Origin of the sequence: Sorangium sp. So ce394, assembly GCF_051474665.1 — a bacterium.
Taxonomy (GTDB): Bacteria; Myxococcota_A; Polyangia; order Polyangiales; family Polyangiaceae; genus Sorangium; species Sorangium cellulosum_D.
In genome coordinates this window covers 1-25,130 of sequence record NZ_CP150339.1, presented here as the reverse complement: position 1 = coordinate 25,130, position 25,130 = coordinate 1, and the positions used below count along the sequence as shown (strand labels likewise).

The window sequence follows — 25,130 nt, the reverse complement described above, 5'->3', positions numbered from 1 at the left end:
CTCAGCCGAGCCAGCGCGCGGCGTCGAGCGCGTGGTAGGTGAGGATGAAATCGGCCCCGGCGCGCCGGATCGACGTGAGCAGCTCGAGCACCGCCCGCTTCTCGTCGATCATGCCGCGCTCGGCGGCCGCCTTGATCATCGCGTACTCGCCGCTGACGTTGTAGGCGCCGAGCGGCAGCGTCGTCGCCTCGCGCACGCGCGCGATGACGTCGAGGTACGCGAGCGCGGGCTTCACCATGAGCATGTCGGCCCCCTCCTCCTCGTCGAGCGCCGCCTCGCGCAGGCCCTCGCGCGCGTTCCCGGGATCCATCTGGTAGCCCGCTCGGTCGCCGAACTTGGGCGCGCAGTCCGCCGCCTCGCGGAACGGCCCGTAGAAGCCGGACGCATACTTCACGGCGTAGGAGAGGAGCGCCGTCCCCGTCAGCGACTCGGCGTCGAGCGCGCGCCGGATGGCGGCGACGCGGCCGTCCATCATGTCGCTCGGCGCGACCACGTCGGCCCCCGCCTTGGCGTGGACCACCGCCGCCCGCGCGAGCACCTCCAGCGTCGCGTCGTTGTCGACGTCCATCGCGCCGGACGCGTCCTGCCGGAGCAGGCCGCAGTGGCCGTGGTCGGTGTACTCGTCGACGCACACGTCGGTGATCACGAGCAGCTCCGGCACCGCGTCCTTCATCGCCTTCACGGCGCGCGGGACCGGGCCGTCGGGGTCGTAGGCGCTCGAGCCCGACGCGTCCTTGGTGCGCGGCAGCCCGAACAGGATCGTCCCGCCGATGCCGTGCTCCTTGCAGAGCCGCGCCTGCGCCGCCGCGGCGCTCACGGGCAGCTGCGAGACGCCCGGCATCGTCCCGACCGGGCGCGGCGCGTCGAGCGCCTCGTTGAAGAAGAGGGGGAGGATGAAATCCCCCGGGTTCAGGGACGTCTCCCGCACCAGGGCGCGGAGGGCGGGCGTGCGGCGGAGCCGGCGCGGTCGCTTCGTGGGGAACACGGCGGCGGAGCATAGCAGCCCTTCGCCCGCGGGGACCGCTCCGGTCTCGCCGCGCGCGATCCGTGGATCGCCCGAGCGCTGGAATCGGCTAGTGTTCGCCCGAAACCGCCCGCATGAGACCGGCCCTCCACTTTCCTTCTGCCGGCCGCGCCCGCCCCGCCGCGCGCGCGGACATTGCTCAACGCTGGGCCGCTCCAGGGCGCACGGTCTGGCGCGCCGCCGACCCCGGACGCGGCGGGGTCACCGGAGAGGGCGTCCGCTGGGACGACAGCGGCACCGTATCGTCGTCGTCCGCGTCCAGCGCCAAGGCCTCGTCCGGCTGTTCCGCAGGCGTCTCCGTGGCGGCGACCGTGACCATTGCAATGTCGGACAGCGGGCACCACACGGTCCATGCTTCATTGCGGACGAAGCTATCGAGCGGGACGACTCCGTTCTCGATGCCGCGCGCGAGCTGGTCGAGCCTGACCGGGCCGACCGATCGCTCCCCGTTGGTGACGTACCATCGGTCCGTAAAGCCGCGCTCCGAGCTCCGCAGCTCCTGGGACAGTTTCACAGATCTCATTGAATGGACTCCAGAAACCGCCGGACGTTGAATCGAACCGGTGCGATTCTATCCCCTTAACGCACCGAGTCAACATCACTGCAGATTCGCTATGACAATCAACGTCTGCCATGAGTGAACGACAGAACGACGGGAGTTTGACGGCGCTTCCAAGGCGCGACGACCCCTCCGACGAGGGCCACGGCGCGGCGTTGCTGCGGGCCGCGGGCGGGGGGCCGGGCGCTGCCAGGCCGGGCGTCGTGTACCTGGTCGGCGCGGGCCCGGGCGACCCGGGGCTCTTCACGCTGCGCGGCGCGGAGCTCCTCGCCACGGCCGATGTCGTGCTGCACGACGAGCTGGTCCACCCGGCGCTCTTGGACGGCGTGCGGGAGGGCGCCGAGGTGCGCTCGGTCGGCAAGCGCGGGGGCGATCGGGTCGTGAAGGACGCGAAGCAGGCGGAGATCGACGCGGAGCTGGTCGCGCTCGGGCTCGCGGGCCGCAGCGTCGTCCGCCTGAAGGGCGGCGATCCGTTCCTCTTCGGGCGCGGCTCGGAGGAAGCGGAGGCGCTCGCGCGGGCCGGGGTGCCGTTCGAGGTGGTGCCGGGCGTCTGCTCTCCGCTCGGCGCGACCGCCTACGCCGGCATCTCGCTGACGCACCGGCACATCGCCTCCAGCGTGATGATCGTCAGCGGCGTCACCCGGGCGGGCAAGGGGTTCGACTGGAGCGAGCTCGCCTCGGTCCGCGGGACCATCTGCGTCCTGATGGGCATGCAGGCCCTCGACGCGGTGGTCGCGGGGCTGATGGGGCCGGGTCGCCGCGATCCTGCGACGCCGGCGGCGGCCATCCAGTGGGGCACGCGGGCCGACCAGCGCGTCGTCTCGAGCCGCCTCGACGAGCTGCCCCGCCGCGCCCGCGAGGCGGGGCTCCAGAGCCCCGCGGTCATCGTCGTCGGCGCCGTCACCGGCCTCAGGGACGCGCTGCGCTGGTTCGACCGGAAGCCGCTGTTCGGCAAGCGCGTGCTCGTGACGCGACCGCGGCACCAGGCGCGCTCGACGTCGCGGCTCATCCGCCTCCGCGGCGGCGAGGCGGTGGAGCTCGCGACCATCGAGATCCACCCGCCGCCCGACCCTGCGCGCGTCACCGCGGCGGTCCGCGGGCTCTCCGGGTACCACGCCGTCGTGTTCACGAGCGAGAACGGGGTCTCGCGCTTCTTCGAGGAGCTGGATCGGCTCGGCCTCGACGCGCGCGCCTTCGGCTCGGCCCGCCTCGCCGCGATCGGGGTCGGGACGGCCGCCGCGCTCGCCGCGCGCGGCGTCCGCGCCGACATCGTGCCGAAGGAGTTCCGCGGCGAGGAGCTCGCGGAGGCCATCCTCGCCGATCCCGCGCTGGCCGAGCGCAGGGCGGCGCGCTCCCCGGTCCGCGTCCTGCTCGCGCGCGCGCTCGTCGCCCGCGAGGTGCTCCCCGAGCGGCTCCGCGCCGCCGGCTGCGAGGTGGACGTCGTGCCCGTCTACGAGACCCGCCCCGCCTCGAGCGATCGCCGCGAGCAGCTGCTCCGGGCGCTCTCGGCGGGCGAGATCGACGTCGTGCTGCTCACGTCGAGCAGCACCGTCGACAGCCTGTGCGATCTCCTCGGCGAGGGCGCCGCGGCGCGCCTCGAGCGCGTGCTCCTGGCGAGCATCGGCCCGATCACGACCGCGACCGCCGAGAAGCGGGGGCTCCGGGTCGGCGTGACCGCGGAGGTGAGCACCACAGCAGGTCTCCTGGACGCGCTGGATCGATATTTCGCTGCGTTGCAAGCTGCACCGACGAGCGCCGCCGACTGAGGAGCCGATCGCACGGCGTGCGGCGAGCTCCGCGCTCGACGGCGCAAAGAAAGAGCGCCGCGGCGGACCTGGGGGGGGGAAGGTCTCCGCCGCGACGCTCGGGTCCGGAGAGAGCAGGAGGCGTGCCTGCGCCTTCCTGGAGTGAATTCGAGCACTTAGAGCGTCCGGGCAGGACCTGTCTTGCGCCCTTGCGTTACCGCATGGACATAGCTGCAAGGGATTCGCGACGTCCACGTGCTGTCGTCAATCTACAACCGCGTTCCGCGGATGGGAGCGGGCGTACAGCCTCACATCCGGACAGCGGTGGTGAGATAAAGACCTTCGGTCGCTGTTCGGTCACTCGAAGGTCGCGCGGACGACGAGGAACTTGTTGTTGAGCTCGATGGTCGTGAGCCGCTCGAAGATGCGGGGGCTGCCCAGCTCGTTCGACAGGGAGTTGATGCGCCCGTGCTCGGTGACGAAGTAGAAGGTCTTCACGCCCTTCTTCTTCTGCTCGTTGATGTAGTCCTGAAACTTCTTCCCGCTCGAGACGAAGGCGGCCAGCTTGTTGCCGGCATAGAAGTTCTCGCCCTTCCAGTTCATCTGGTAGGCGACGAGCGGCCCTGGGATCTCCTGGCTCGCGCGCGCGTAGGCGAGCAAGGTCTCGCGCTGGCCCCAGTGAGGCGACGTCCGCACGAAGTACACGTCGAGCCCCCACGCCGTGAACGCGATCGCGAGCGAGGCGAGCGCGTAGAGGGCGAGGCGGCGGAGGCGCGCGACCACCAGCAGCAAGCACAGGAGGGCCGCCGCGGCGGTGAAGGCCCACAGGGTCGCGGAGAAGTCGAGCGACTGCGGCCAAGGGCGCTTGTAGTTGTACGTGAACAGGTGCAGCAGCCTGGCCTGGCTCGGCTGCCCGTCGCGCGCCATCGCGAGATCGCGCCCGACGAAGAAGACGAGGAGCGCGGCGCCGATCGCGACGGCGCCGAGCATCGCGCGCTCGTAGACGACCGTCGCCAGCGCGCGCGCCGGCGCGGAGGCCGCGCCCGAGCGCAGCGCGCCGGCGCGGGCCTCCAGGCGCAGCATGTCGTCGAGCAGGATCCCCGTGAGCATCGCCGCCGGCGGGACGGCCGGCAGGATGTAGTGGTGGAACTTCGTCAGCATCAGCGAGAAGAGCGCGAAGCCGAAGAGGAACCACATCGCCAGGAACACCGAGGCGTCGCTCTTCCGGACCTCGGCCGAGCCGGGCTCGTCCGGGGCTCCGCCCTCGCGCCGCCGGAGCCACCACACGAGCGAGGCGGGCACGAGCCCCGTCCACGGGAACGTCGCGTAGCCGAGCTGCCACACGTAGTAGCGGAAGCTCACGTCGTCGCCCTCGTTCGTGTCGTGCACGTGGGTGAAGGCGCGCTTGAACATGTCGTGGAACAGGAGCCGGTCGGTGAACGGCTGGCCGTGCCGCGCGTACATGGCGACGAACCAGGGGAGCGCGACGCACGCGAGCACGAGCAGCCCGACGGGGATCTCCATCTTGAGCAGGTCGCGGTACCGGCGCGAGACGACGACGTAGCCGAGAGCGCAGAGCACCGGGAGCCCGAAGCCGGCCGGCCCCTTGGCCATCGTGGAGAGGGCGGCGAAGAACCACGCGGCGAGGAAGAGGAGCCGCTGGACGCGCCGCTCGCCCCAGCTGGCGTACAGGACGATCCCGAGCGTCTGCGCCCAGATGATCGCCTGGAGCGCCGGCTGCAGTCCGGGGAGCACGGGCAGCACCGGCCGGCAGGCCTCGTTGCCGGGGAGCCCGCAGTTGCCCGGCGAGCCGGAGCTGAAGACGTCGCCGTGGAGGCGCAGGCCGAACGGCGCCGTGTGGATCTCGACGTGGCGCGACAGCAGGTAGAGCAGCTGCGGCAGCGCGCAGGCGACGATCGCGCCGAGCACGAGGTGGTAGAGCGAGAGGCCGACCTTGAGCGCGCCGAGATCGACCTCGTAGACGCGCGCCTCCTCGGCGTCGTCGGTGTGGATGCCGAGCAGGAGGAGCGCCATCGCCGCGGCCATCGTCGCGACGAAGGGCATGTCGGTCATGGTCTGGTGGGAGACCATGAACCACTGCGGCATGGTGGTGAGGACGACGCCCGCGAGCAGCCCCGCGCGGCGGCTGAAGATCCGCGAGACGGCCTTGTAGAGGAGGTAAACGGCGATGAGCGTCAGCGCGAAGATGGGCAGCCGGACCGCCCACTCGGGCCACGGCGTGCGTCCCTCGGCCACGGCCGAGAGCATCTCGCCCGATCGGTAGCGGACGCCGAAGGCCGCCATGGCGAGCGCCTGCATCCAGAAGTCGAGCACCGGCTTCGACCAGAACCATCCGTCCTGCGCCCACCAGAGGGAGATCCAGTCGTTCCTGGCGAGGATCTCGCGCGCGACCTCGCCGTAGTGCGTCTCCCACGGGTCGGTGAGCGCGTGGCTCCCGAGCATGGGGAGGTAGAGCAGCGTGACGAGGGCGACGAGCCAGAAGCCGTGCCGCCGGAGGAGGGGGCGCGGAGCGCCGGCCTCGTCGGCGCGGCAGGGGCCGAGGCGCTCGCCGAGCCGGAACGCGCCGATCACGGCCGTGAGGAAGGCGGCAGGGACGGCGACGGCGGGCACCGCCAGCGAGAGCAGCGTGGGCGCGCCGCCCCGCGCGAGGGAGCTCGGCGAGAGGTAGCCCGCGACGCTGAGCGTGACGAGGACGAAGAACGCGGCGAGCCCGGATGCGAGCAGGGCGAGCGGGCCGAGCAGATCCCGGATCCCGACGCGCGCGGCGACGCGCTCCGGCGGATCGTCGAACGTGCCGAGCAGGTCGAGCAGGCCGAGCGTCGCGACGGCGATCCCGAGCGCGCCGAGCGGGACGCCCCAGCGAAGCTGAGGCGCGAGCGCCATCACGACGAACGCGAGCAGGGCGCCCGCGGCGGACACGCCAGCGCCGCGCCAGCGGAGCGGGTTGCCCTGCGGCACGAGGCGCACCTCGTCGGTGTCGGGCGCGGCGTCGTCCGCGCCGGCCGCGCCGTCGCGCGCTGCCGCCTCGTCCGCGCCGGCCGCGCCGTCGCGCGCTGCCGCCTCGTCCGCGCCGACCGCGCCGTCGCGCGCTGCCGCCTCGCCCTCCGGCGTGGCGGCGCGTGGCGCCACGCCGCCCTCGGTCGTCTCCTCCGCCGCGGCCGTCCCGTCGCGGGCGTCCGCGGGCGCGCCGCTGCTCTTGTCGTGCGTGTCGTTCATGGCTGCGCCGAACGCGGAACGAGGCGCGGCCCTGACGTAGCAACTCTGCGTCGCCGGGCAAAGCAGCGGTCGCGCGCGCTCGCGCAGCGCACGCCGATCGATCGACGCATGCGCGCGCGGGCGTTCCTCGAGGTCTGCACGGGCTCGACCCGAGAGCGGCCGCTCATGAGGGCGCGCCGCCCGGGATCGCGCGCCGCGCCGGGACGGCCGGCGCGGCGCGATGACCGCGGCCGCGCGGAGGGCGCGGCGCGCGGCTACTTCGTCAGGCGCGCGATCTCTTCCTTGATGATCGTCTCGGCGAGGACCGGCACGACCTCCCAGACGACGCGCTCCACGACGTCGCGGGACAGCGCCATCACGGCCTCGACCTGCTCGGCGCTGAGCCCGAGGCCCTCGAGCTTGCTCGCCATCTGGCCGTTCACCTGCGCGGAGGCGGTGGCCGCGACCGCCGCAGGACCGGACGCCGTCTTCGGCACGCCGGACACCGGCGTCGGCGAGAAGGCCATCGTCGTCGTGACCGGCACGTTCGCCGCGCCGCCGGGCGCCGTCTTGACCGAGGCCTGGGCCGGCGCAGCGGTGGTGGTGGCGGGCGCGTTCGGCGTGTAGATGAGGGTCTTCGCGCGCTGGAGCGGGCTCGCGCCCGCGGCGGCGGGCTGCGCCGCGGCGGCCGGCTGCGCCGCGGCGGCCGGCTGCGCCGCGGCGGGAGCCCGCGCGGGCGCAGGCGTCGCAGCAGCAGCGGCGGGAGCCGCGGCGGCGGCCGGCTTCGCCTCGCCGCGCGACGCCAGCAGCTTCTTGACCTTGTCGATCATCTGCTGGGTGTCGAACGGCTTGTCCATGTGGTCGTCGGCTTGCGCGCTCGAGCCCTTCGCGGGATCGAACGGGTTCTGCTTGGACGACAGGATCAGGACGGGCGTCGCCGGTGAGGCCTGCTTGATCGCCTTGCACAGCTCGTAGCCGTTCTTCGGCTCGAGCGTGACGTCGGCGATCACCAGGTCGGGTTTATCGCTCTTGAGCTTCTGCAGCGCAGCGTCGGCGCTGCTCGCCGTCACGACGCGGAAATCCTGACCCGCAAAGGTGATTTCGAGCACTTTGCGCATGGTCACGCTGTCGTCTACGGCGAGAAGGGTGCTGGCCACGAACGGGTCTCCTCTCAGATGGCGAGAAAGCGATGACGGCTCTGGATATCTTCGGCTCCGGTCGCGCGATGTGTCAACATTCGCGGTGTATTTCGCCCCCGCGGGCCCCGCGGGTGTGCGTTTTCCGCGCCGGTAGAGCCCGGTCCCACGCCTGTGGGCGGAGCCGAGGCGCCCCCCACGACCCCTCATGCGCCCGCGCCGCCCCGCCGCTCCGACCCCCCACCCCCACCCCCACCCCCACCCCCACCCCCGCGACGCCGCCGATCCGATCGACGAAGGCCCGGCCGCCCCGGCGCGCCCCCCGCAGGATGGCCGCTGGACCGTGCCGGCCGCGCTGGACCGGCGGCCGCTCGACGGGGCCGTCCGGGCGCTCTCGTCGGTCTCGTGGTCCGACGCGCGCCGGCTGATCGAGACCGGCAAGGTGCTCGTCGGGAGCGCGGTCGCGACGAGCGCCCGGCGGCGGGTGCTCAGCGGGGAGCAGATCGAGGTCCGCCTGCACGCGCCGCGGCCCGAGACGGTGCGGCGTCGCAAGCTCGAGGGCGAGCTCGTGGTCTACGTGGACGCGAGCGTCGTGGTGGTGAACAAGCCCGCCGGGGTGAGCACCATCCCCTACGGCGACGAGGACCCCGCGGAGCAGGCCGCGACGCTCGACGCGCTGGTGCGGGAGGTGCTGGCCCGGCGCGACCGCCTGCGCGGGCGGGCGCCGCTCGGCGTCGTGCAGCGCCTCGACAAGGGGACGAGCGGGCTGCTCGTCTTCGCGCGGACGCTCGCCGCGAAGAAGCACCTCGCCCAGCAGCTCCGCGTCCGCGCGATGCACCGGCAGTACCTGGCGGTCGCGCACGGCGCCGTCGCGCGCGGCACGTACCGCAGCTACCTCGTCGAGGATCGGGGCGACGGGCTGCGCGGCTCGGCCAGAGACGGCCGGCGCGAGGGGCAGCTCGCGGTGACGCACGTCGAGCCGATCGAGGCGCTCCGCGGGCCCGAGGAGGGGGCCGGCGCCGCGGGCGCGACGCTGGTCGCCTGCCGCCTCGAGACCGGGCGCACGCACCAGATCCGCATCCACCTCGCCGAGGCCGGGCACCCGCTCGTCGGCGAGGCGGTCTACGTGCGGGACTACCGCGGGCCGAAGATCCCCGCCCCGCGGCTGATGCTCCACGCCGTCGAGCTCGGCTTCGACCACCCCGCCGACGGCCGGCCGATGCGCTTCCAGGCGCCGCCGCCCCCCGACTTCGACGAGGTGCTCGAGCGGCTCCGCGAGCCGCGGCGGAAGGACGCTACCTGACCTTGCCGCGCGCCTCGCTCATCGCCGCGGCGGTCGCGTCGACGAGCGGCATCACCTTCGCGTAGTCCATCCGCGTCGGGCCGAGCACGCCCACGGTGCCGGCGACGCGCCCGTTCTCCATGTACGGCGCGGCGACGAGGCTGAGCTGGCCGCCGCCGAGGTCGCCCGCCTCGCTGCCCACGAAGACGGTGACCTCGCCCGCGCCCGCGGCGAGGGTGCGGTCGAGCAGATCGACGAGCTCCTCGCGCTCCTCGAGCGCCTTCATCAGCTTCCTGAGCCGGTCGACGTCGGCGTACTCGGGCAGATCGATGAGGCGGTTCTGCCCCTCGATGACCACCTCGCTCCGCCGCGTCACGTCGGCCGTCGCCTTGCTGCCGAGCTCGAAGGCGCGGCGCCTCAGCGCGTCGATCTGGAGGCGCTCGTCGGCGAGGCGGCGGGCGAAGAGATCCCGGATCTCGCCCAGCGTGCGCCCCTCGATGACGTCGGCGAGCAGGTTGTGGATCCGGGTGAGCTCCCCTTCGTTGATCGCCTCGTCGATCGAGATGAAGCGGTTCTCGACCGAGCCGTCGGCGAAGACGAGCACCGCGAGCAGCTGCCCGGGCTTCGTCGGGATGAAGCGCAGCTGGCCGAGGGCGCGGATCTCCGCCCGCGGCGCCGCGACGACCGCCGCGGCGCCCGACAGCTCCGACAGGTAGCGCCCCGTCTCGCGGAGCGGGTCGCTCGCCACGGTGTAGATCTCGGCGAACCTGGCGCTGAGCTCGGCCTGCTGCTCGGGGGAGAGCGACCGGATCTCCACGAGCGCGTCGATGAACAACCGGAGCGCGCGGTCGGTCGGGATCCGGCCCGCGGAGGTGTGCGGCTGGTGGAGGTAGCCGGCCTCCTCGAGGTCGGCGAGCACGTTGCGGATCGAGGCAGCCGAGAGATCCAGCCCGTACTTGCGCGCGAGCGTCCTGCTGCCTACGGGGTCGCCCGTCGCGATGAACTCGGTGACCGCGGCGAAAAGGATCTTTCGAGCGCGATTGGAAACATCTCCCATGTCGACTGCAGGCGGCGGGTGCGCGCCGCTGTGGCTACCTGGAACAGGGACCGCCCGGACCGGGAAGCCATGCGGGCCGGACCTTCGCTCCCATACGTCAAGACGCGCGTGCGGGCGCTGGGCCCACGGATGCGCATGAGACCTATTTTGAGGCGATCGCGCGGCCCGGTCAAATGGCACGGTAGGATGGACGCGACCGCCGCGCCCGAGGGTCCAGCATCGCCGCTGCCGGTGGCTGGCCCTCCGGCGCTTCGCCTCCGGCCCTCCGGCCCTCCGGCCTTCCTCCTTCTTCACTTCTTCAGCTCCAGCGGGCACTTCGCCGCGCCGGAGGCCGTCCCTGCCAACGATGCCGTCCTTACGCCACGCCGCCGCCGCCGCCGCCCTCGCCCTCGCGCTCGGCCCGCTCGCCGCCGCGCCGAGCGCGCAGGGCAAGCCGAAGGTGCGGTTCGACCAGGACTGGGCCAAGCGCCCGTCGGCGCGCTACGCGGCCATGAGCGCGGAGCAGTGCCGCGCGGCGCTCGCGCGGCGGAAGATCGCGTTCGAGCCGGTGCCGCGCGCGCCGGGCGTGCTCGCGCCGGTGCGGCTGATGCAAGGGGTGGGCGGGGTCCTCTACCGGACGGCGCTGCCGGCTCACCAGCGCGCGGACAACCCGTACGACGTCTTCGACTGCCGCCTCGCGCTCGCGCTCTCGGACTTCAGCCGGATCCTGCGCGTGCACGACGTCGTCGAGGTGCTGATGTTCTCGGCCTGGCGGCCTCCATCGAAGATGTGGCCCGAGGGCAAGCTGGCCACGAGGCACCCGGGCGGGCTCGCCATCGATCCTTACAGGTTCGTCAAGGAGCGCGCCGGCGACGGGTTCGCGGAGGAGTGGCTCGACGTCGAGCGCGACTTCGTCGGCAGGCGCGGCGCGCCGGTGTGCGGCGAGGGCGCCAAGGCGACCGGGCGCCCCAGGGCGGCCGGCAAGGGCGCGAGCGGCGGCCCACCCGCGGACGCGGCGGCGCGCGAGCTGCGCTCCATCGTGTGCGAGGCCGCGGATCAGCACATCTTCACGTCGATCCTCACGCCCAACTACGACCGGGCGCACAAAAACCACCTGCATCTGGAGGTGACCCCCGGCGTCCAATGGCATCTCGTGCGCTGATCCGGGAGGGGCGGCCCTCCCGGGCGCAAACCCGCTCTCGCCCCGAGGTCGACCCGCTATGTTACCCCGCGTGCCCGCACGAAGCTCCCCGCGCCCCCGCGCCTCCGCCGCATCGGCGGCGCTGACGCTCGCCGCCGTCGCGCTGTCGTTCACGTTCGTCGGCTGCCCCTGCGTCAGCGGCCCCGTGAACGCGAGCCCCGGCCTCCGCTGGTTTCTGTTCTCGAACTTCGGCGCCAGCAAGATCTGCCCCGAGATGCTGAAGAGCGGCGTCTCGCTGCGCCTCCAGGACCGATCGTCGAGCATCGGGCGGTTCTTCCCGATGCAGTGCTCGTACGACGTCAACGACTCCGCCCAGACGGTCACCGTGCACATCGCCGGCACCGGGTACGGCTACATGCAGCCGGCCAAGCGGGTCGGCTTCTCCCTCACCACCTCCGTCGAGTACCGGCCCGACTTCCAGATCGCGGGCGACGACATCTACGTGTGGGGGCGGCTGAACCGGATCGTGCAAGGCCCGAGCTTCCAGCTCGGCTACGTCGAGAACCCCGTCATCGACGTGATGGCGAACGTCGCGCCGTTCGGCGGGATCGCCAACCTGATCGGCAACCAGCTCGTCGCGGGCGAGATGACCCGCGGGTTCACCGTCCTCTACAACGAGGAGACCGGGAAGGACTTCACGCTGGGGATCCTCATGCCGCCGCAGCGGCCGCACCACCCGTTCGAGGTGGAGGACGACGAGCGGTACACGTTCGCGAACGAGGTCGTCGAGGTGCACGCGCACCAGCGCGACTACCTCGGGCCGTTCGAGGTCGCCGACGTGGACCAGGCGCTCTACCTCAAGGTGAGCGTGCAGGGCGCGCCGGTGGACATCATGATCGTCGACAAGCTGACGGGCGACGCATGGCGCGAGGCGTACCAGACCGGCAAGCCGCTCGGCCCCCCGCCCGGCCCGGTGCAGGCGGGCGGCCCGCTGCAGCCCGGGATCGTCGAGACGCGCCGCTACAAGCTGCGCCCGGGCCTCTACTACGTCGTCATCGACAACACGGCGGCGGCCGGGCTCGTGGCGCCGCCCGTCACGCTGCTGAGCCCCCTGGGAGGCTCGGCCGCGCAGGTCAGCTACATGGCGCAGGTCGGCGAGTGACGAGCGCATAGCGACGGGGAACGGCGGCAACGGGCGGGTCACGTCGAGCAGGCGCGGTCGCCGGCCTTGACGCGGTTCGCCGCGAACGGGATAAACTCGTCATGGCCGTCGTTGCGAGAGAGGGGGACAACGTGACCCACGTCGACAAAGTTGCCCTCGACCGGCTGCGCGCCCGCCTCCAGGCGTACATGGCCAAGAAGGGGCTGAGGTCGACGGCGCAGCGCCGGCTGATCGTCGACACGTTCTTCTCGGGCGCGCCGCACATGACCATCGAGGACCTGCTCACGGAAGTGCGCGCGCACGACCGCGGCATCGGGTACGCGACGGTGTACCGGACGCTCAAGCTGCTCGCGGAGTGCGGCGTGGCCTCGGAGCGCCGGTTCGGCGACGGCCTCAGCCGTTACGAGCTGGCCGACGACGCCAGCGCGCACCACGACCACCTCATCTGCGTGAGCTGCGGCAAGATCATCGAGTTCGAGGAGCCGCGCATCGAGGCGCTCCAGGAAGAGATCGCCGCGAAGTACGGCTTCGAGGTGACCTGGCACAAGCACGAGATGTACGGCGTCTGCCTGGACTGCCGCGACTCCAAGGACGCGGCGTCCGGCGTCTCGTAGCCGAGGCGCGGCGCCGTCGGCGGCGCGCGCTCAGCTCTTCGCGTCGAGCGCGCGGGCGTGGACGACGGCCATGACGCCGCCGAGCAGCGAGGCGATGGGGGCGTAGGCCGGCGGGAGCACGAACGCGGAGATCACCGCGGCGCCGACGAGCGCCGGGGCGACGCTCAGCGCGAGCCCGACGCGCGCCTCGAGGCGCGTGCGGTGCGCGAGCGCGAGGGAGAGCGCGGCGTCGCGGACGTCGTCCGAGGCGAGGACGACGGAGAAGTCGGCCGGGGCAGCGCCGGCCGCGCCGAGGGCCACGGAGACGTCCGCGGCGCCGAGCGCGGCGTCGTCGACGCCGGCGTGGCCGAGGACGGCGACGCTCGTGCCCGCGTCGATCAGGCGCCGCACCTCGGCGCCGCGATCCGCGGGAAGCACCTCGGGGCGGATGTGGTCGATGTCGAGCGAGCGGCCGATCGCCTCGCACGTCTCGCGCGCGTCGCCCGACATCAGCACGGGCTCGACCTGCGCGTCGAGCAGGTGCTGGATGGCGGCCCGCGCCCCGGGGCGCAGCCCGTCCTGCAGGCCGATGAGGCCGACGAGCCGCGCGCCCACCGCGACGAGGACCACCGTGCGCCCCAGCGCCTCGAGCTCGGCGACGCGGCTCTCGGCCGCGGCGATCGAGATCCGCTGCTCGAGCATGAGCGCGCGGTTGCCGACGCAGAGCTCCTCACCGGACGAGGTGACGGCCGTCACGCCGAGGCCCGGGTGGAAGTTGGGGTTGCGCACCCCGTCGGGGCGCAGGCCGCGGGCGCGGGCGGCGCGCACGATCGCCGTGGCTACCGGGTGCTCCTCGGTGCGCTCGGCACCGGCCGCGAGCGCGAGCACGTCGCCCGGCGTGAGCTTCTGCCCGGTCGCCTCCAGCTCCGCGAGTTCGGGCTCGCCGAGCAGCAGCGTGCCGCGGGCGCAGAACACGGCGACCGAGACCTTGCCCGCGCGATCCCAGGCGTCGGCGCTCTTGTAGACGATGCCCCGGCGGAGCCCGAGCAGGATGCCCCGCGCGACGTGCACCGAGGCGATGGAGGCCGTGATCGCCGTGGCGAGCGCGGCGAGCACGGCGGCCGCGGTCATCGCGATCTCGACGGGCGTCCGGCCGGCGACGAAGGCGGAGAGCGCGCCGATCACCGCGGCGCCGATCGCCCAGCGCTCGGTCAGGGCGCGGGAGGCCTGCGCGATGGGCGCGAGGGCGTCCGCGCGCCGGCGGGCGTCGAGCAGCACGCGCGCGACCGCGCGATCGCCGCCGGAGAAGGTGCACGCGCCGACGAGGCGACCCCGGACCACGGTGGCCCCGGCGATGACCGGGTCGCCGTCGCGGCGGCGCGCCGGCGTGGTGGCGCCGATCCAGGGGAGCACCTCGACGTCGCCGCCCGTGACCACGAGATCGACGGGGACGACGTCCCCCGCGTCGACCTGGGCGCTCTCGCCCGGCCGCAGCTCGTAGAGCTCGCCCTCGGCCGCGCCCTCATCGCCGCGCGGCAGGGCCCGGTCGGCGGGCGCCGGGCTCGGCGCCCACGCGCCCGGCGGCCGGCGCGCCGGCGTGGAGAGCACGGACGCGATCCAGCCCCGCTCCGCGAACACGCGGTGGCGGGCGCTCTCGATGAGCCACGCGCTGATCGCGCTGGCGGTGGCGATGACGCCCGCGAGCGAGGCGGCCTCGGCCGCCAGCGCGCGATCGTCGCCGAAGAGGGCCCAGACCGCAGCGACGAGCCCGCCGAGGACGGGGGCGAGCATCGGCGCCGGGTGCGGGTCCGTGGCGTCGCGCGCGGTCGTGGCGGCGCGGCCGAGGAGCATCCCCGCGCTCACCGTGGCGAGCACGATGCGCGCGCCGATGACGAGCTTCGCGTCGCCGGCGAGCGTGAGCGCGACCGCGAGCGTCCCCGCGATGATCGCGAGCACGAGCAGGAGCGCGCCGATGTCCCGCGCCTCGACCGCCTCGTAGCGCTGCGGCTCCTCGCTCAGGATGGTGTTCCCGATGGGCTCGAGCAGCGCGCGGTCGTCGTCGAGGACGGGCAGGTCCGGGAGCCGCTCGTCGAGCGACACGGGCGGGTACGCGTCGACGATCGGCGCGTCGAGCTCGGCGAGGCGCGCGGCTCCGTCGTCCGCGCCCGCCCGCGCGGGCTCGGCGCGCGGCGCGGAGGCGTGCGGTCCGGCGGCCACCGGCGGCGCGACCGGCGAGATCCCGCGCGCGGGGGCGCCGAGGGACGGCGCGCCGTGCGCGGCGGGGCCAGCCGGCCGGGCGTCGCCCGGCGCCGGCGAGGCCTCGCCGAGGAAGACGTGGCGGCACCGGGCGTTGCAGAAGTAATGGAAGCGCTGATCGAAGATCGCGACGTGCCCCGCGCGGAGCGGATCGATCAGCTTGCTGCAGCCCGAGCACGGGAGGGGCGCGACGGCGGGCCCGGCTGCGCGCGAGGCGACCACCTCAACCCGCAGCCGGCGTCTCGGCGAGCGCGGCCTCGACCTCCGCCAGGGCCTCGTCGATCTGCGCCTCGCTCACGATGAGGGGCGGCGTGAACCGGAGCACGTTGCTGCCCGCGATCGTGAGCAGCACGCCCCGGTCGCGCGCGCGGCCGAGCGCGGCGCGCGCGTCGACGCCCGGCGCGAGGATGAGCCCGCGGAGCAGGCCGCGCCCGCGCTCGCCGGCGCACACGCCCGGGAGCCGCGCGGCGATCGCGGCGAGGCCGCGGCCGAGCTGCTCGCCGCGCTTCTGGGCGGCCTCGCAGAGCTTCTCTTCCTCGACGACCGCGAGCACCGTGCGCGCCGTGGCGGAGGCGAGCGCGTTGCCGCCGTAGGTCGAGCCGTGCGAGCCCGGGGGCAGCGCGCCGTTGAGCCGCTCCCGCAGCACCAGCGCGCCGATCGGGAAGCCGCCGCCGAGCCCCTTCGCGAGCGCCGCCGCGTCGCCCTGGACGCCGTCGTACGTCGCCCCGAGCCAGTGCCCCGTGCGCCCGATGCCGGTCTGCACCTCGTCGAGGAGCAGCAGGGCGCCGTGCTCGTCCGCGATGCGCCGCAGCTCGGCGAGGAACCCGGCGGGGGCCGGCAGGACGCCGCCCTCCCCCTGCACCGGCTCCACGAGGATCCCCGCGACGTCCGGGCCCATGGCGGCGCGCACCGCGGCCACGTCCCCGTAGGGCACGTGGGTGACGCCCGCGAGCGAGGGGCCGAAGCCCTCGCGGTACTTCGGCGTCCCGGTCAGGGCGACCGCGCCGAGGGTGCGGCCGTGGAAGGCGTTCTCGAACGCGATGATCCGGTAGCGCTCGGTCTCGCCGCGGTTGAAGAAGTGGCGGCGCGCCAGCTTGAGCATCGCCTCGTTCGCCTCCGTGCCCGAGTTGCAGAAGAAGGCGCGGTCGAAGCCGGTCTTCGCGCAGAGCTCCTCGGCGAGGCGGAGGTTCTCGGCGTTGAAGAAATAGTTGGAGACGTGCATGAGCCGGCCCGCCTGCTCGGCGATGGTCGCCACGAGCCGCGGGTGCGCGTGTCCGAGCGAGGCCACCGCCACCCCCGCGCACATGTCGAGGTACCTGCGCCCATCCGTGTCGAAGAGCTCGCACCCCCGGCCGCGGTCGAGGACGAACGCGGGCTGGCGGTAGTTGCCGAGGAGGTGCTTCTGCGCCGCGAGGAGCGGCGAGCTGGCGGGCGTCGAGGCGTTCGCCGGGGTTGGTGCGCCGGCGGGGCTGGGGGCGATGCTCATGGGGCCGATCTAACGCCGGGCAGGGGGTCGGAGCAAACGGTGGATGCACGCCGGCCGCGGATTGCTGCGACCCGGGCAAAACGTGCGTCCGGAGCGCGTCCGGAGCGAGCGCCCGCGGCCGGTCCCGAAGCGCCTCTGGCCGGCCCCGGTGAGGCGCGGCCGTCGGGGCGCGCCGGCGCTCGCCCGCCACGGACCGGCCTTCGGCCTGGCGATGGCCCGACCTTCGGCCTGGCGATGGCCCGACCTTCGGCCTGGCGATTGCCAGCGGATCGCGGCTGGTTATAGTGCCGGCCGTCCTATGAGCGATTCGGAACAAAATGGGTCGAGCCAGAACACCGGGGAGACGGCGGAGGCGCAGGCGGAACGCGCAGAGCCGGCGGAGCAACGAGCCCCCACCCCCGAAGACAAGCTCGGCGAAGCGCAGGCCGAGGCCGCGCGGTTGCGCGAGCAGCTGCTGCGCACCGCCGCCGATTTCGACAACTTCCGGAAGCGCTCCCGGCGCGAGGTCGAAGAGGCGCAGCGCCGCGGGCGCGAGTCGATCCTGAAGGACCTCCTCCCGGTCTTCGACAACCTCGAGCGCGCCGCCACCCACGCGGAGAGCGCGCCCGACGTGAAGTCGGTCGCCGAGGGCGTGCGCATCGTGGCCAAGCAGTTCGTCGACACGCTCGAGCGCACGGGCATCAAGCGAATCGCCGCCGTCGGCAAGCCCTTCGATCCCAGCGTGCACGAGGCCATCCAGCAGATCGAGTCGACCGAGCACCCGGCCGGCGTCGTCATCGCGGAGGTCCAGCCGGGATACATGCTGGGCGACTACCTGATCCGCGCGGCGATGGTCGTCGTCTCGAAGGGCCCGCCCGGCGAGGCCGCCCCCGCGGCGAACTGAGCTTCACCGCCGCTCCGCGCGCCGGCTCCCTCCGGCGCACATCGCCTGCCTCATGCGCATCATGGCGGTGGCCCACTCTGCTGTGCCCCGCCACCTCGCCGCACGATCTCCCCAAATATCGCGGGCGCCACGGTCGTCTCCCCACCCAGCGAGCATTCAGGCCTGTAGTATCTTTCGCCGCATATGGGGAAGGTGATCGGCATCGATCTCGGGACGACGAACTCGTGCGTGGCGGTCGTCGAAGGGGCAGGGGTCGCCTCGGCCAACGACGTGCGGGTGATCCCGAACGCCGAAGGCGCGCGCACGACCCCCTCCGTGGTCGGCTTCCCCGCGAGCGGTGAGCGCCTGGTCGGGCAGGTGGCGCGGCGCCAGGCGGTCACGAACCCGCAGAACACCATCTACGCGGTGAAGCGGCTGATGGGCCGCAAGTTCAGCGCGCCCGAGGTCAGCAAGCAGATCCTGCTCGCCCCCTACAAGATCGTCGAGGCGCCGAACAGCGACGCCTGGGTCGAGGTCAAGGGGCGCAGCTACTCGCCCCCCGAGATCTCGGCGATGATCCTCGGCCAGATGAAGCAGGTCGCCGAGCGGTTCCTCGGCGAGCCGGTGACCGAAGCGGTGGTGACCGTCCCGGCCTACTTCGACGACGCGCAGCGGCAGGCGACGAAGGACGCGGGGCGGATCGCCGGGCTCGAGGTGCGCCGGATCATCAACGAGCCGACCGCCGCGGCGCTCGCCTACGGCCTCGACAAGGTGAAGGCCGAGACGATCGCGGTCTACGACCTCGGCGGCGGGACGTTCGACATCTCGATCCTCGAGATCGCGAACGGTGTCTTCAGCGTCAAGGCGACCGGCGGCGACACGCACCTCGGCGGCGAGGATTTCGACCAGCGGATCATCGACCTGCTCGCCGACGACTTCGAGGCCAAGCACCGGATCGATCTGCGCCGCGACCGCATGGCGCTGCAGCGGCTCAAGGAGGCGGCGGAGAAGGCGAAGCACGAGCTCTCGTCGTCGCTCGAGACCGAGATCAACATCCCCTTCATCGCCGTCGGCCCCGGCGGCGGGCCGCTCCACCTCGAGCGGTCGATGCGGCGCAACGAGCTCGAGATGCTCTGCGAGAGCCTCATCCGGCGGACCATCGACGTCTGCCGGGCGACGCTCGGGGACGCCAAGCTCCCCGTCTCCGCCGTCAACACGGTGGTCCTCGTCGGCGGCATGACGCGGATGCCCGCCGTGCAGGCCGCGGTGCGCGAGTTCTTCGGCCGGGAGCCGAACAAGGGCGTGAACCCCGACGAGGTCGTCGCGGTCGGGGCGGCGCTGCAGGGCGCCGCGCTCTCGGGGCACGTCGACGAGGTGCTGCTCCTCGACGTGACGCCGCTGTCGCTCGGCGTCGAGACCGGCGGCGGCGTGATGTTCAAGCTCATCCCGCGGAACACCACGATCCCGACCGAGCGGAGCGAGATCTTCACGACGAGCGTCGACAACCAGAGCTTCGTCCCCGTGCACGTGCTCCAGGGCGAGCGCGAGATGGCCGCCGACTGCCGGAGCCTCGCCCGCTTCGAGCTCACCGGCATCCCGCCCGCGCCCCGCGGGCTGCCCAAGATCCAGGTCACCTTCCGCATCGACGAGAACGGGATCGTCCGCGTCGAGGCGCGCGATCTCGGGACGGGGAGGGTGCAGGAGGTCCGGGTGACCCCGACGAGCGGCCTCACGCCGGACGAGGTCGACCGGCTCGTCTCGGAGGGCGAGCGGTTCAAGCAGACCGACGCGCTCCGGCGCGAGCTCGCCGAGCTCCGCAACCAGGCCGAGACCCTCGTCTACACGACCGAGCAGGCCCTCGAAGGCTACAGCGATCTGCTCGACGCCGAGCTCCTCGGCGAGGTCCAGGCCGAGTGCTCCGCGCTGCGCAAGCTGCTCGACGGCGGCGGCGATCTCGACGCGCTCCGGGCGGCGTACGCGCGCCTCGAGGGGGCGGCGTTCCGGATCGCGGAGTCGATGTATGGAGGGGACGATGACGCCGGCGCGAACAAGGCGGTCGAGACGTGACGCGCGGCCTGGCGGCGGGGCCGGCGAGCGAGCGCCGGCGCGCGCGCCGCGCCGAGGCCGTCCCCTCCGGCGCGCCGCGCGCGCTCTAGACGCAGGGCTGCGCGGGGCTTCGACGCGACGATGCTGAACGAGACCTTCGGACGCTATCGCTTGCTCGAGCGCCTCGGCGAAGGCGGCATGGCCGAGGTCTTCAAGGCCAAGAGCTTCGGCGTCGAGGGGTTCGAGAAGGTCCTCGTCATCAAGCGCATCCTCCCCAAGCTCGCCGAGCAGGGGCGCTTCGTCGACATGTTCGTGCACGAGGCGAAGCTCGCCGTCCGCCTCTCGCACGCCAACATCGTGCAGGTGTTCGACCTCGGCCGCGTCGACCACCCGAACGGCGATCCGACGAGCTACTTCATCGCGATGGAGTACGTCCCCGGGCTCGACCTGGCGACGCTGCTCGCCCGCTGCCGGAGGTCGAAGCGGCCGATCCCCCTCGCCATGGCCGTCTTCATGACCGCCGAGATCGCCAAGGCGCTCGACCACGCCCATAGGCGGCGCGACGAGCAGTCGCGCCCCCTCGGCATCGTCCACCGCGACATCTCGCCCCAGAACATCCTCCTCTCCTGGGAGGGAGAGGTGAAGGTCACCGACTTCGGCATCGCCAAGGCGACGCAGTCGATGACCGAGGAGGAGGTCGGCGAGAAGCGCGCCGGCAGGATCCGCGGGAAGCTCGCCTACATGAGCCCCGAGCAGTCGCGCGCCGGCGCCATCGACGGCAGGAGCGACCTCTTCTCGCTCGGGACGGTGCTCTACGAGATGATCGCCGGCTCGAACCCGTTCGCGGCGCCGACGGCGTTCGAGGTCATGCGGCGGCTGCAGGCGAGCGAGTACCCGCCGCTCGCGCTCGTGCGCCCCGACGTGCCGAGGCCGCTCGTCGACATCGTGAGCACGATGCTCGCGAAGAACGTCGAGGATCGGTTCCCCGACGCCGGGCGGCTGCACGAGGCGCTCCTCGGCTTCTTCTACGCGACCGGCGAGCGGTTCGGGGCGAACGACCTCGCCGAGTTCCTCGAGCCCTTCCACGAGGAGAAGGCGGGCGCCGAGCTCGAGGCGAGCGCCGCGCTCGAGGAGGAGCCGCTCGGCGCCAACGACCGCACGCCGGTCGAGGTGCCGCACACGACGAGCACGCGCAGCCGCATCACGGCGTCGGGGCTCCTCCAGCTGCTCGAGAAGGCCGACAGCAGCCCGGCCGCGCGCGGCCTCGGCGAGCGGCGCGAGGTCACGGCGCTCGTGCTCATCTTCACGGGGCCCGAGGCCGACGCGGCGAAGCGCATCGCGCGGGCGCGCGAGGTGCTGGCGCGCTACGGCGCGCTGCTGCTCGAGCAGGAGGCGTCGCAGCTCGTCGCCGTCTTCGGGCTCGGCGACGCCGACGGCCGCGACACCGAGGCCGCGGTGCGCGCCGCCCTCGTCATCCTCCGCTCGCGCGGCGGGGGCGCGGCGGCCTCGGCCGGCATCCACCTCGCCCGCATCCTCGTCGACGGCGCCGGCGCCCCGATCCGCGACGAGCGCCTCACCTCGCTCATCGCCTCGGCCCAGGCGCTCGCCCGCGCGACCGAGTCCCAGGTCGCCGTGTCACACCTCACCTGGCGCGTCCTCCGCAACGCCTTCACGACCGAGGAGCTGCCCGGCGCGGGCCGGACCGCGCCCGAGGGGGGGCGCGTGGTCACCTCGGCGGAGCCCCCGGACGGCGCGTACGGGCGCTTCGTCGGCCGCCGCGACGAGCTCAAGCAGCTCGGGGACATCCTCGCCGCCGGCACGAGGAAGCGCGCGCAGATCGCGGTCATCCAGGGCGAGCGCGGCATCGGCAAGACGCGGCTGCTCGCCGAGATGGAGCGGCGGCTCTCGAAGGGCGACTACAACGTCGGCGTCTACGTCGCGTCGTGCCCGCACAACGGCGCCGACGTCCCGTGGAGCGGCCTCACCGCGATGCTGCAGGTGCTCTGCGGCATCCAGGAGGGCGACGACGAGGAGCGCATCCGCGCCGTGCTGCCGCGGCTGCGCGCGCTCGGCCTGCGCGAGGACGAGTCCGCGGCCGTGCTCGGCCAGCTCGGCGCGGCGCTCGTCGACCCGCGGGCGCCGCAGGGGACGACCGCGATCCTGCGCACGGCGTTCCCTCGGATGGTGCAGAGCCTCTGCGAGGATCGGCTCCACTGCTTCGCCTGGGACGACGCGCAGGCGATGGACCAGCTCACCGCCGAGACCCTCCTCGCCACGGCCGGCCGCGCCGGCGGGCTCCGCGCCGTGCTGATCCTCGCGACGCGCAGCGACCCGCCGCCGCTGCTCGAGGCGCACCCCCACTTCTATCGGATCCGGGTCGGGGAGCTCTCGGACAGCGACAGCGCGCGCCTCATGTCGGCGCGCATCGGCGCGACGTTCCTGCCGCCCGACGTGGTCGGCTTCTGCCGCGAGCGCGCCGGCGGCCACCCGCTCTTCCTCGAGGAGCTCATCAAGGAGCTCAGCGACTCCGGCGCGCTCACCGTCGTGAGCGGCGCCGTGAAGGCCCGGCTCGACGGCGCGTCGGCGGTGCCGCGCTCGCTGCGCACGCTCATCGCCACCCGGGTGCGGCGGCTCGACCCGAGCGACCGCGCCGTGCTCCAGGCCGCGGCGATCCTCGGCGATCCGGTGCCGACCGAGGTCCTCGCGGCGCTGCTCCAGCAGAAGCTCTCGCTCGTGAACCGCGCGATCTCCGGGCTCGCGACCCGCGATCTCCTGCGGCTCAAGGGCCCCGCGCAGGCGGGCTTCGCGTCGCCCATGCACGGCGAGATCGTCCTCGACGCGATCCCGCCCGAGGTGCGCCGGGAGCTGCACGCCGCGGCGGCGGCGGCGTACGTCGCGGTCGTCGGCGAGGACAGCGCCGAGCACGCCGAGCGCATCGGGCAGCACTTCTACCAGGCCGGCGACCGCGACCGGGCCGCGACGTTCTACGCGCGGGCGGCGCTCCACAAGATCCGCGCGAGCCAGCTCGACCCCGCGCTCCGGCTCATCTTCCAGGCGCTCGACCTCGGCGACCACGCCAACCGCCCGCCGGCGGAGCTCGCCGCGTGGCTCCGCGCGCTCGCGGACGTCGTGGTGCGCGTGCGCTCCGCGCCCGATCTCGGCGACATCGCGGCCCGCGCGCTCCGGCGCATCGACGAGGCCGGCGTCCCGGAGCAGAAGCTCTCGGCGCGCGTCGACGTGGCGCGCGCGCTCGGCGCGGTGGACCTCTTCGCCGACGCGTACGCGCGCCTGGAGGAGGCGTACGCCCTCGCCGGCGACCGCGAGGACCTCCGCCGGAAGGCGCTCGCGTGCGAGACGGAGATCGGCGTGAGGACGGGCGATTTCACCCGCGCGGTCCGCGCGGTCGAGCAGCTCGAGGCGATGGGCGACATCGACGACGAGCGGCTCTTGCTCGCCATCTCCCAGACCCGCGCGGCGACGGGCGACCTCGAGGCGGCGCTCCGCGCGCTCGACCGGGCGGAGGCGCTCGGCCATCCGGGCGATCTCGCGGCGGCGAGCGAGCGCGAGAAGCAGCGCGTCCTCGTGCACTTCTTCCTCCGCGATTTCGCCGCGGCGGTGAAGAGCTCGGCCCGGGCCGTCGACCTCGCCCGGTCGGCGGGCCTGCGCTTCGAGACCGCCGCCGCGCTGCACAACCTCGGCGACGCGAGCCGGCGGCTCGGCGATCTGCCGCGCGCCTACGCGTCGTTCACCGAGTCGAGGGAGGTCGCCGAGGAGAGCGGCCACGAGCGCCTCGCCGCGATCAACCGCGCGCACCTCGCCTACCTCGACGGCCTGAACGGCGCGGCCTCCGCCGGCGATCTGCTGCGCGAGCTCGCGCGCTACGCCGAGGCGCGCTCCTACCGGACGGACGCGCTGGAGAGCCGGTACCTGCTCGGCGCGCTCCTGAAGCAGCGGGGCCAGGTCGACGAGGCGCGGCGCGAGCTCGCGGAGGTGCTCGAGCTCGCCTCCGCCTACGGCAACAAGCTCGTCGCCGACGACGCGCGCGCCGCGCTGTCCGAGCGCTGATCGCCCGCGGCGCTGACCGCCGCCGCGACGGCTCGCCCCCGCGGCGCCGACCGCGCGGCGGGATGGCCGCCCTGGGCGGGAGCCCCGCCGCGCGGCGCGCGCGGCTCACTCGTCGGCGAGCTTCTTCTCGAGCGCCTCGAGGTGGGCGCGGACCTGCGGATCGGAGTCCCGCTGCGCCTCGATCTTGCGGACGGCGCTCATCACGGTCGTGTGATCGCGGTTGCCGAAGGCCCGCCCGATCTCCGGGAAGCTGCACTTCAGCCGCTGCTTGCAGAGGTACATCGCGACGTGGCGCGCGAAGGCCACGCTCTTGTGGCGGTCCTTCGACGTGAGGTCGATCGAGCGCAGGTGGAAGTGGTGGCACACCGCGCGCTGGATGTCCTCGACGCTCATCATCTGCGCCCGCGGCGGCGACGTGGCCGTGATCTCGGCGCGCGCGAACGGCAGGTCCACGGGGCGGCCCGTGAGCGAGCTCTTGGCCGCCAGCCGGATCAGCGTCCCCTCGAGCTCGCGGACGTTGGAGCGGACCATCTGCGCGAGGTAGAGCGCGACGTCGTCGGTGAGCGCGATGCCCTCGAGCGCCGCCTTGTTCCGGACGATCGCGACGCGCGTCTCCAGCTCCGGCACCTGGATGTCGGCGACGAGCCCCCAGGAGAACCGCGAGACGAGCCGCTCTTCCATGCGCTCGAGGTTCTGGGGGTACTTGTCGCTCGTCACCACGATCTGCCGGTCGAGCGTGTGGAGCGCGTTGAAGGTGTGGAAGAACTCCTCCTGCGTCTGCTCGCGCCCGGCCAGGAACTGGATGTCGTCGACCAGCAGCACGTCGCAGCTCGACCGGTACCGCGCGCGGAACTCGTCCATGCGGTGGTGCTGGATGGCCGTGATGAAGTCGTTCGTGAACTTCTCGGCCGAGACGTAGATGATGCGCGCCTCCGGCCTGCCCTCGAAGACGCGGTGGGCGATCGCGTGCATGAGGTGCGTCTTGCCGAGCCCCGTGCCGCCGCAGATGAAGAGCGGGTTGTACCGGCGGCCCCCGCCGCCCGCGGCCGCGATCGCGGCCGCGTGCGCCAGCTGGTTCGACGGGCCGACGACGAAGCTCGCGAAGGTGTGCTTCGGGTTGAGGTCGTCCGGCATCGACGGGACGCGCCGGAGCGACGGCTCGGGGCGCGGCGCCGGCGCCGGCGCCGCGCTCGTCGGGCGCACCACGAGCGCCCGCGGACGCACCGGGGTGAGCTCCACGCGCTGAGCGATCGGCGAGTCGAGGTTCTGATCGATCGTCCACGCCACCTGGACCGACCAGCCGGTGAGCTCTCGGATCTTGTCCGTCAGCGCCGGCAGGAAGTTGTCCCTGACCCACTCGAGGACGAACTCGTTCTGGACGCGCAGCGTGAGGACGCCGTCGGTCAGATCATCGAACTGAACTCCCCCGAACCACTGGTCGAAAGTCGCGGGGGAAAGCGTCCGCGTATGCTCGATCGCCCGATCGAAGACTTCGCGCGGCTCGTGTTTCGGAATCGTCAT

General features: G+C 73.4%; 16 protein-coding genes. 8 read left to right on the top strand and 8 right to left on the bottom strand.

The window, feature by feature from the left end:
- Window position 1: 1 nt before the first annotated feature.
- Together hemB and WMF33_RS00075 are read right to left on the bottom strand one after the other, a co-directional pair.
- A complete protein-coding gene (gene hemB / locus WMF33_RS00080; protein WP_061624961.1) occupies window positions 2–985 on the bottom strand; it encodes a porphobilinogen synthase in 984 nt (327 codons plus the stop codon).
- Window positions 986–1,163: 178 nt separating this feature from the next.
- Entirely contained in the window at window positions 1,164–1,547 is a 384-nt protein-coding gene (locus tag WMF33_RS00075) for a DUF4339 domain-containing protein (RefSeq protein WP_437335214.1), read from the bottom strand.
- 110 nt (window positions 1,548–1,657) lie between these two features.
- Here WMF33_RS00075 and cobA point away from each other — a divergent pair, with 110 nt between their 5' ends.
- Entirely contained in the window at window positions 1,658–3,349 is a 1,692-nt protein-coding gene (gene cobA / locus WMF33_RS00070) for a uroporphyrinogen-III C-methyltransferase (RefSeq protein WP_437335213.1), read from the top strand.
- Between the two features lie 336 nt (window positions 3,350–3,685).
- On the opposite strand, the gene WMF33_RS00065 is transcribed toward cobA, so the two are convergent.
- Together WMF33_RS00065 and WMF33_RS00060 are read right to left on the bottom strand one after the other, a co-directional pair.
- Window positions 3,686–6,565 (bottom strand): ArnT family glycosyltransferase, encoded by a 2,880-nt coding sequence (locus WMF33_RS00065; protein WP_437335212.1) that lies wholly within the window; start codon window positions 6,563–6,565, stop codon window positions 3,686–3,688.
- Between the two features lie 254 nt (window positions 6,566–6,819).
- The gene (locus WMF33_RS00060) at window positions 6,820–7,701 is read right to left on the bottom strand and encodes a response regulator transcription factor (protein WP_437335211.1); all 882 of its coding nucleotides are present in this window, start codon (window positions 7,699–7,701) and stop codon (window positions 6,820–6,822) included.
- A 322-nt stretch (window positions 7,702–8,023) separates the two neighbouring features.
- Here WMF33_RS00060 and WMF33_RS00055 point away from each other — a divergent pair, with 322 nt between their 5' ends.
- On the top strand, window positions 8,024–8,983 hold the full coding sequence (locus WMF33_RS00055) for an RluA family pseudouridine synthase (protein WP_437335210.1): 960 nt from the start codon (window positions 8,024–8,026) through the stop codon (window positions 8,981–8,983).
- On the opposite strand, the gene hrcA is transcribed toward WMF33_RS00055, so the two are convergent.
- Entirely contained in the window at window positions 8,976–10,019 is a 1,044-nt protein-coding gene (gene hrcA / locus WMF33_RS00050) for a heat-inducible transcriptional repressor HrcA (RefSeq protein ID WP_437335209.1), read from the bottom strand. The two genes, WMF33_RS00055 and hrcA, sit on opposite strands and share 8 nt — an antisense overlap.
- Before the next feature lie 346 nt (window positions 10,020–10,365).
- Between hrcA and WMF33_RS00045 the strand changes: the two genes are divergently transcribed.
- The 3 genes from WMF33_RS00045 (at window position 10,366) to WMF33_RS00035 (ending at window position 12,915) form a co-directional block, all read left to right on the top strand.
- Window positions 10,366–11,160 (top strand): hypothetical protein, encoded by a 795-nt coding sequence (locus WMF33_RS00045; RefSeq protein WP_437335208.1) that lies wholly within the window; start codon window positions 10,366–10,368, stop codon window positions 11,158–11,160.
- Between the two features lie 70 nt (window positions 11,161–11,230).
- A complete protein-coding gene (locus tag WMF33_RS00040; RefSeq protein WP_437335207.1) occupies window positions 11,231–12,301 on the top strand; it encodes a hypothetical protein in 1,071 nt (356 codons plus the stop codon).
- Between the two features lie 101 nt (window positions 12,302–12,402).
- Entirely contained in the window at window positions 12,403–12,915 is a 513-nt protein-coding gene (locus WMF33_RS00035) for a Fur family transcriptional regulator (RefSeq protein WP_437335206.1), read from the top strand.
- Window positions 12,916–12,945: 30 nt separating this feature from the next.
- On the opposite strand, the gene WMF33_RS00030 is transcribed toward WMF33_RS00035, so the two are convergent.
- Both WMF33_RS00030 and WMF33_RS00025 read right to left on the bottom strand, forming a co-directional pair.
- Entirely contained in the window at window positions 12,946–15,372 is a 2,427-nt protein-coding gene (locus WMF33_RS00030; protein ID WP_437335205.1) for an HAD-IC family P-type ATPase, read from the bottom strand.
- 1 nt (window position 15,373) lies between these two features.
- Window positions 15,374–16,636, bottom strand: coding sequence for an aspartate aminotransferase family protein (locus tag WMF33_RS00025; protein WP_437335204.1), 1,263 nt, complete (start codon window positions 16,634–16,636; stop codon window positions 15,374–15,376).
- A gap of 298 nt (window positions 16,637–16,934) precedes the next feature.
- Here WMF33_RS00025 and grpE point away from each other — a divergent pair, with 298 nt between their 5' ends.
- The 3 genes from grpE (at window position 16,935) to WMF33_RS00010 (ending at window position 23,609) form a co-directional block, all read left to right on the top strand.
- The gene (gene grpE / locus WMF33_RS00020; RefSeq protein ID WP_437335203.1) at window positions 16,935–17,519 is read left to right on the top strand and encodes a nucleotide exchange factor GrpE; all 585 of its coding nucleotides are present in this window, start codon (window positions 16,935–16,937) and stop codon (window positions 17,517–17,519) included.
- Window positions 17,520–17,702: 183 nt separating this feature from the next.
- A complete protein-coding gene (dnaK, locus tag WMF33_RS00015; protein WP_437335202.1) occupies window positions 17,703–19,565 on the top strand; it encodes a molecular chaperone DnaK in 1,863 nt (620 codons plus the stop codon).
- A 120-nt stretch (window positions 19,566–19,685) separates the two neighbouring features.
- Complete coding sequence (locus WMF33_RS00010; RefSeq protein WP_437335201.1) at window positions 19,686–23,609, top strand: serine/threonine-protein kinase; 3,924 nt, start codon at window positions 19,686–19,688, stop codon at window positions 23,607–23,609.
- Between the two features lie 105 nt (window positions 23,610–23,714).
- Here the strand turns inward: WMF33_RS00010 and dnaA are convergent, their stop codons facing one another.
- Window positions 23,715–25,130: a chromosomal replication initiator protein DnaA gene (dnaA, locus tag WMF33_RS00005; protein ID WP_020464715.1), complete on the bottom strand. Its 1,416-nt coding sequence runs from the start codon at window positions 25,128–25,130 to the stop codon at window positions 23,715–23,717.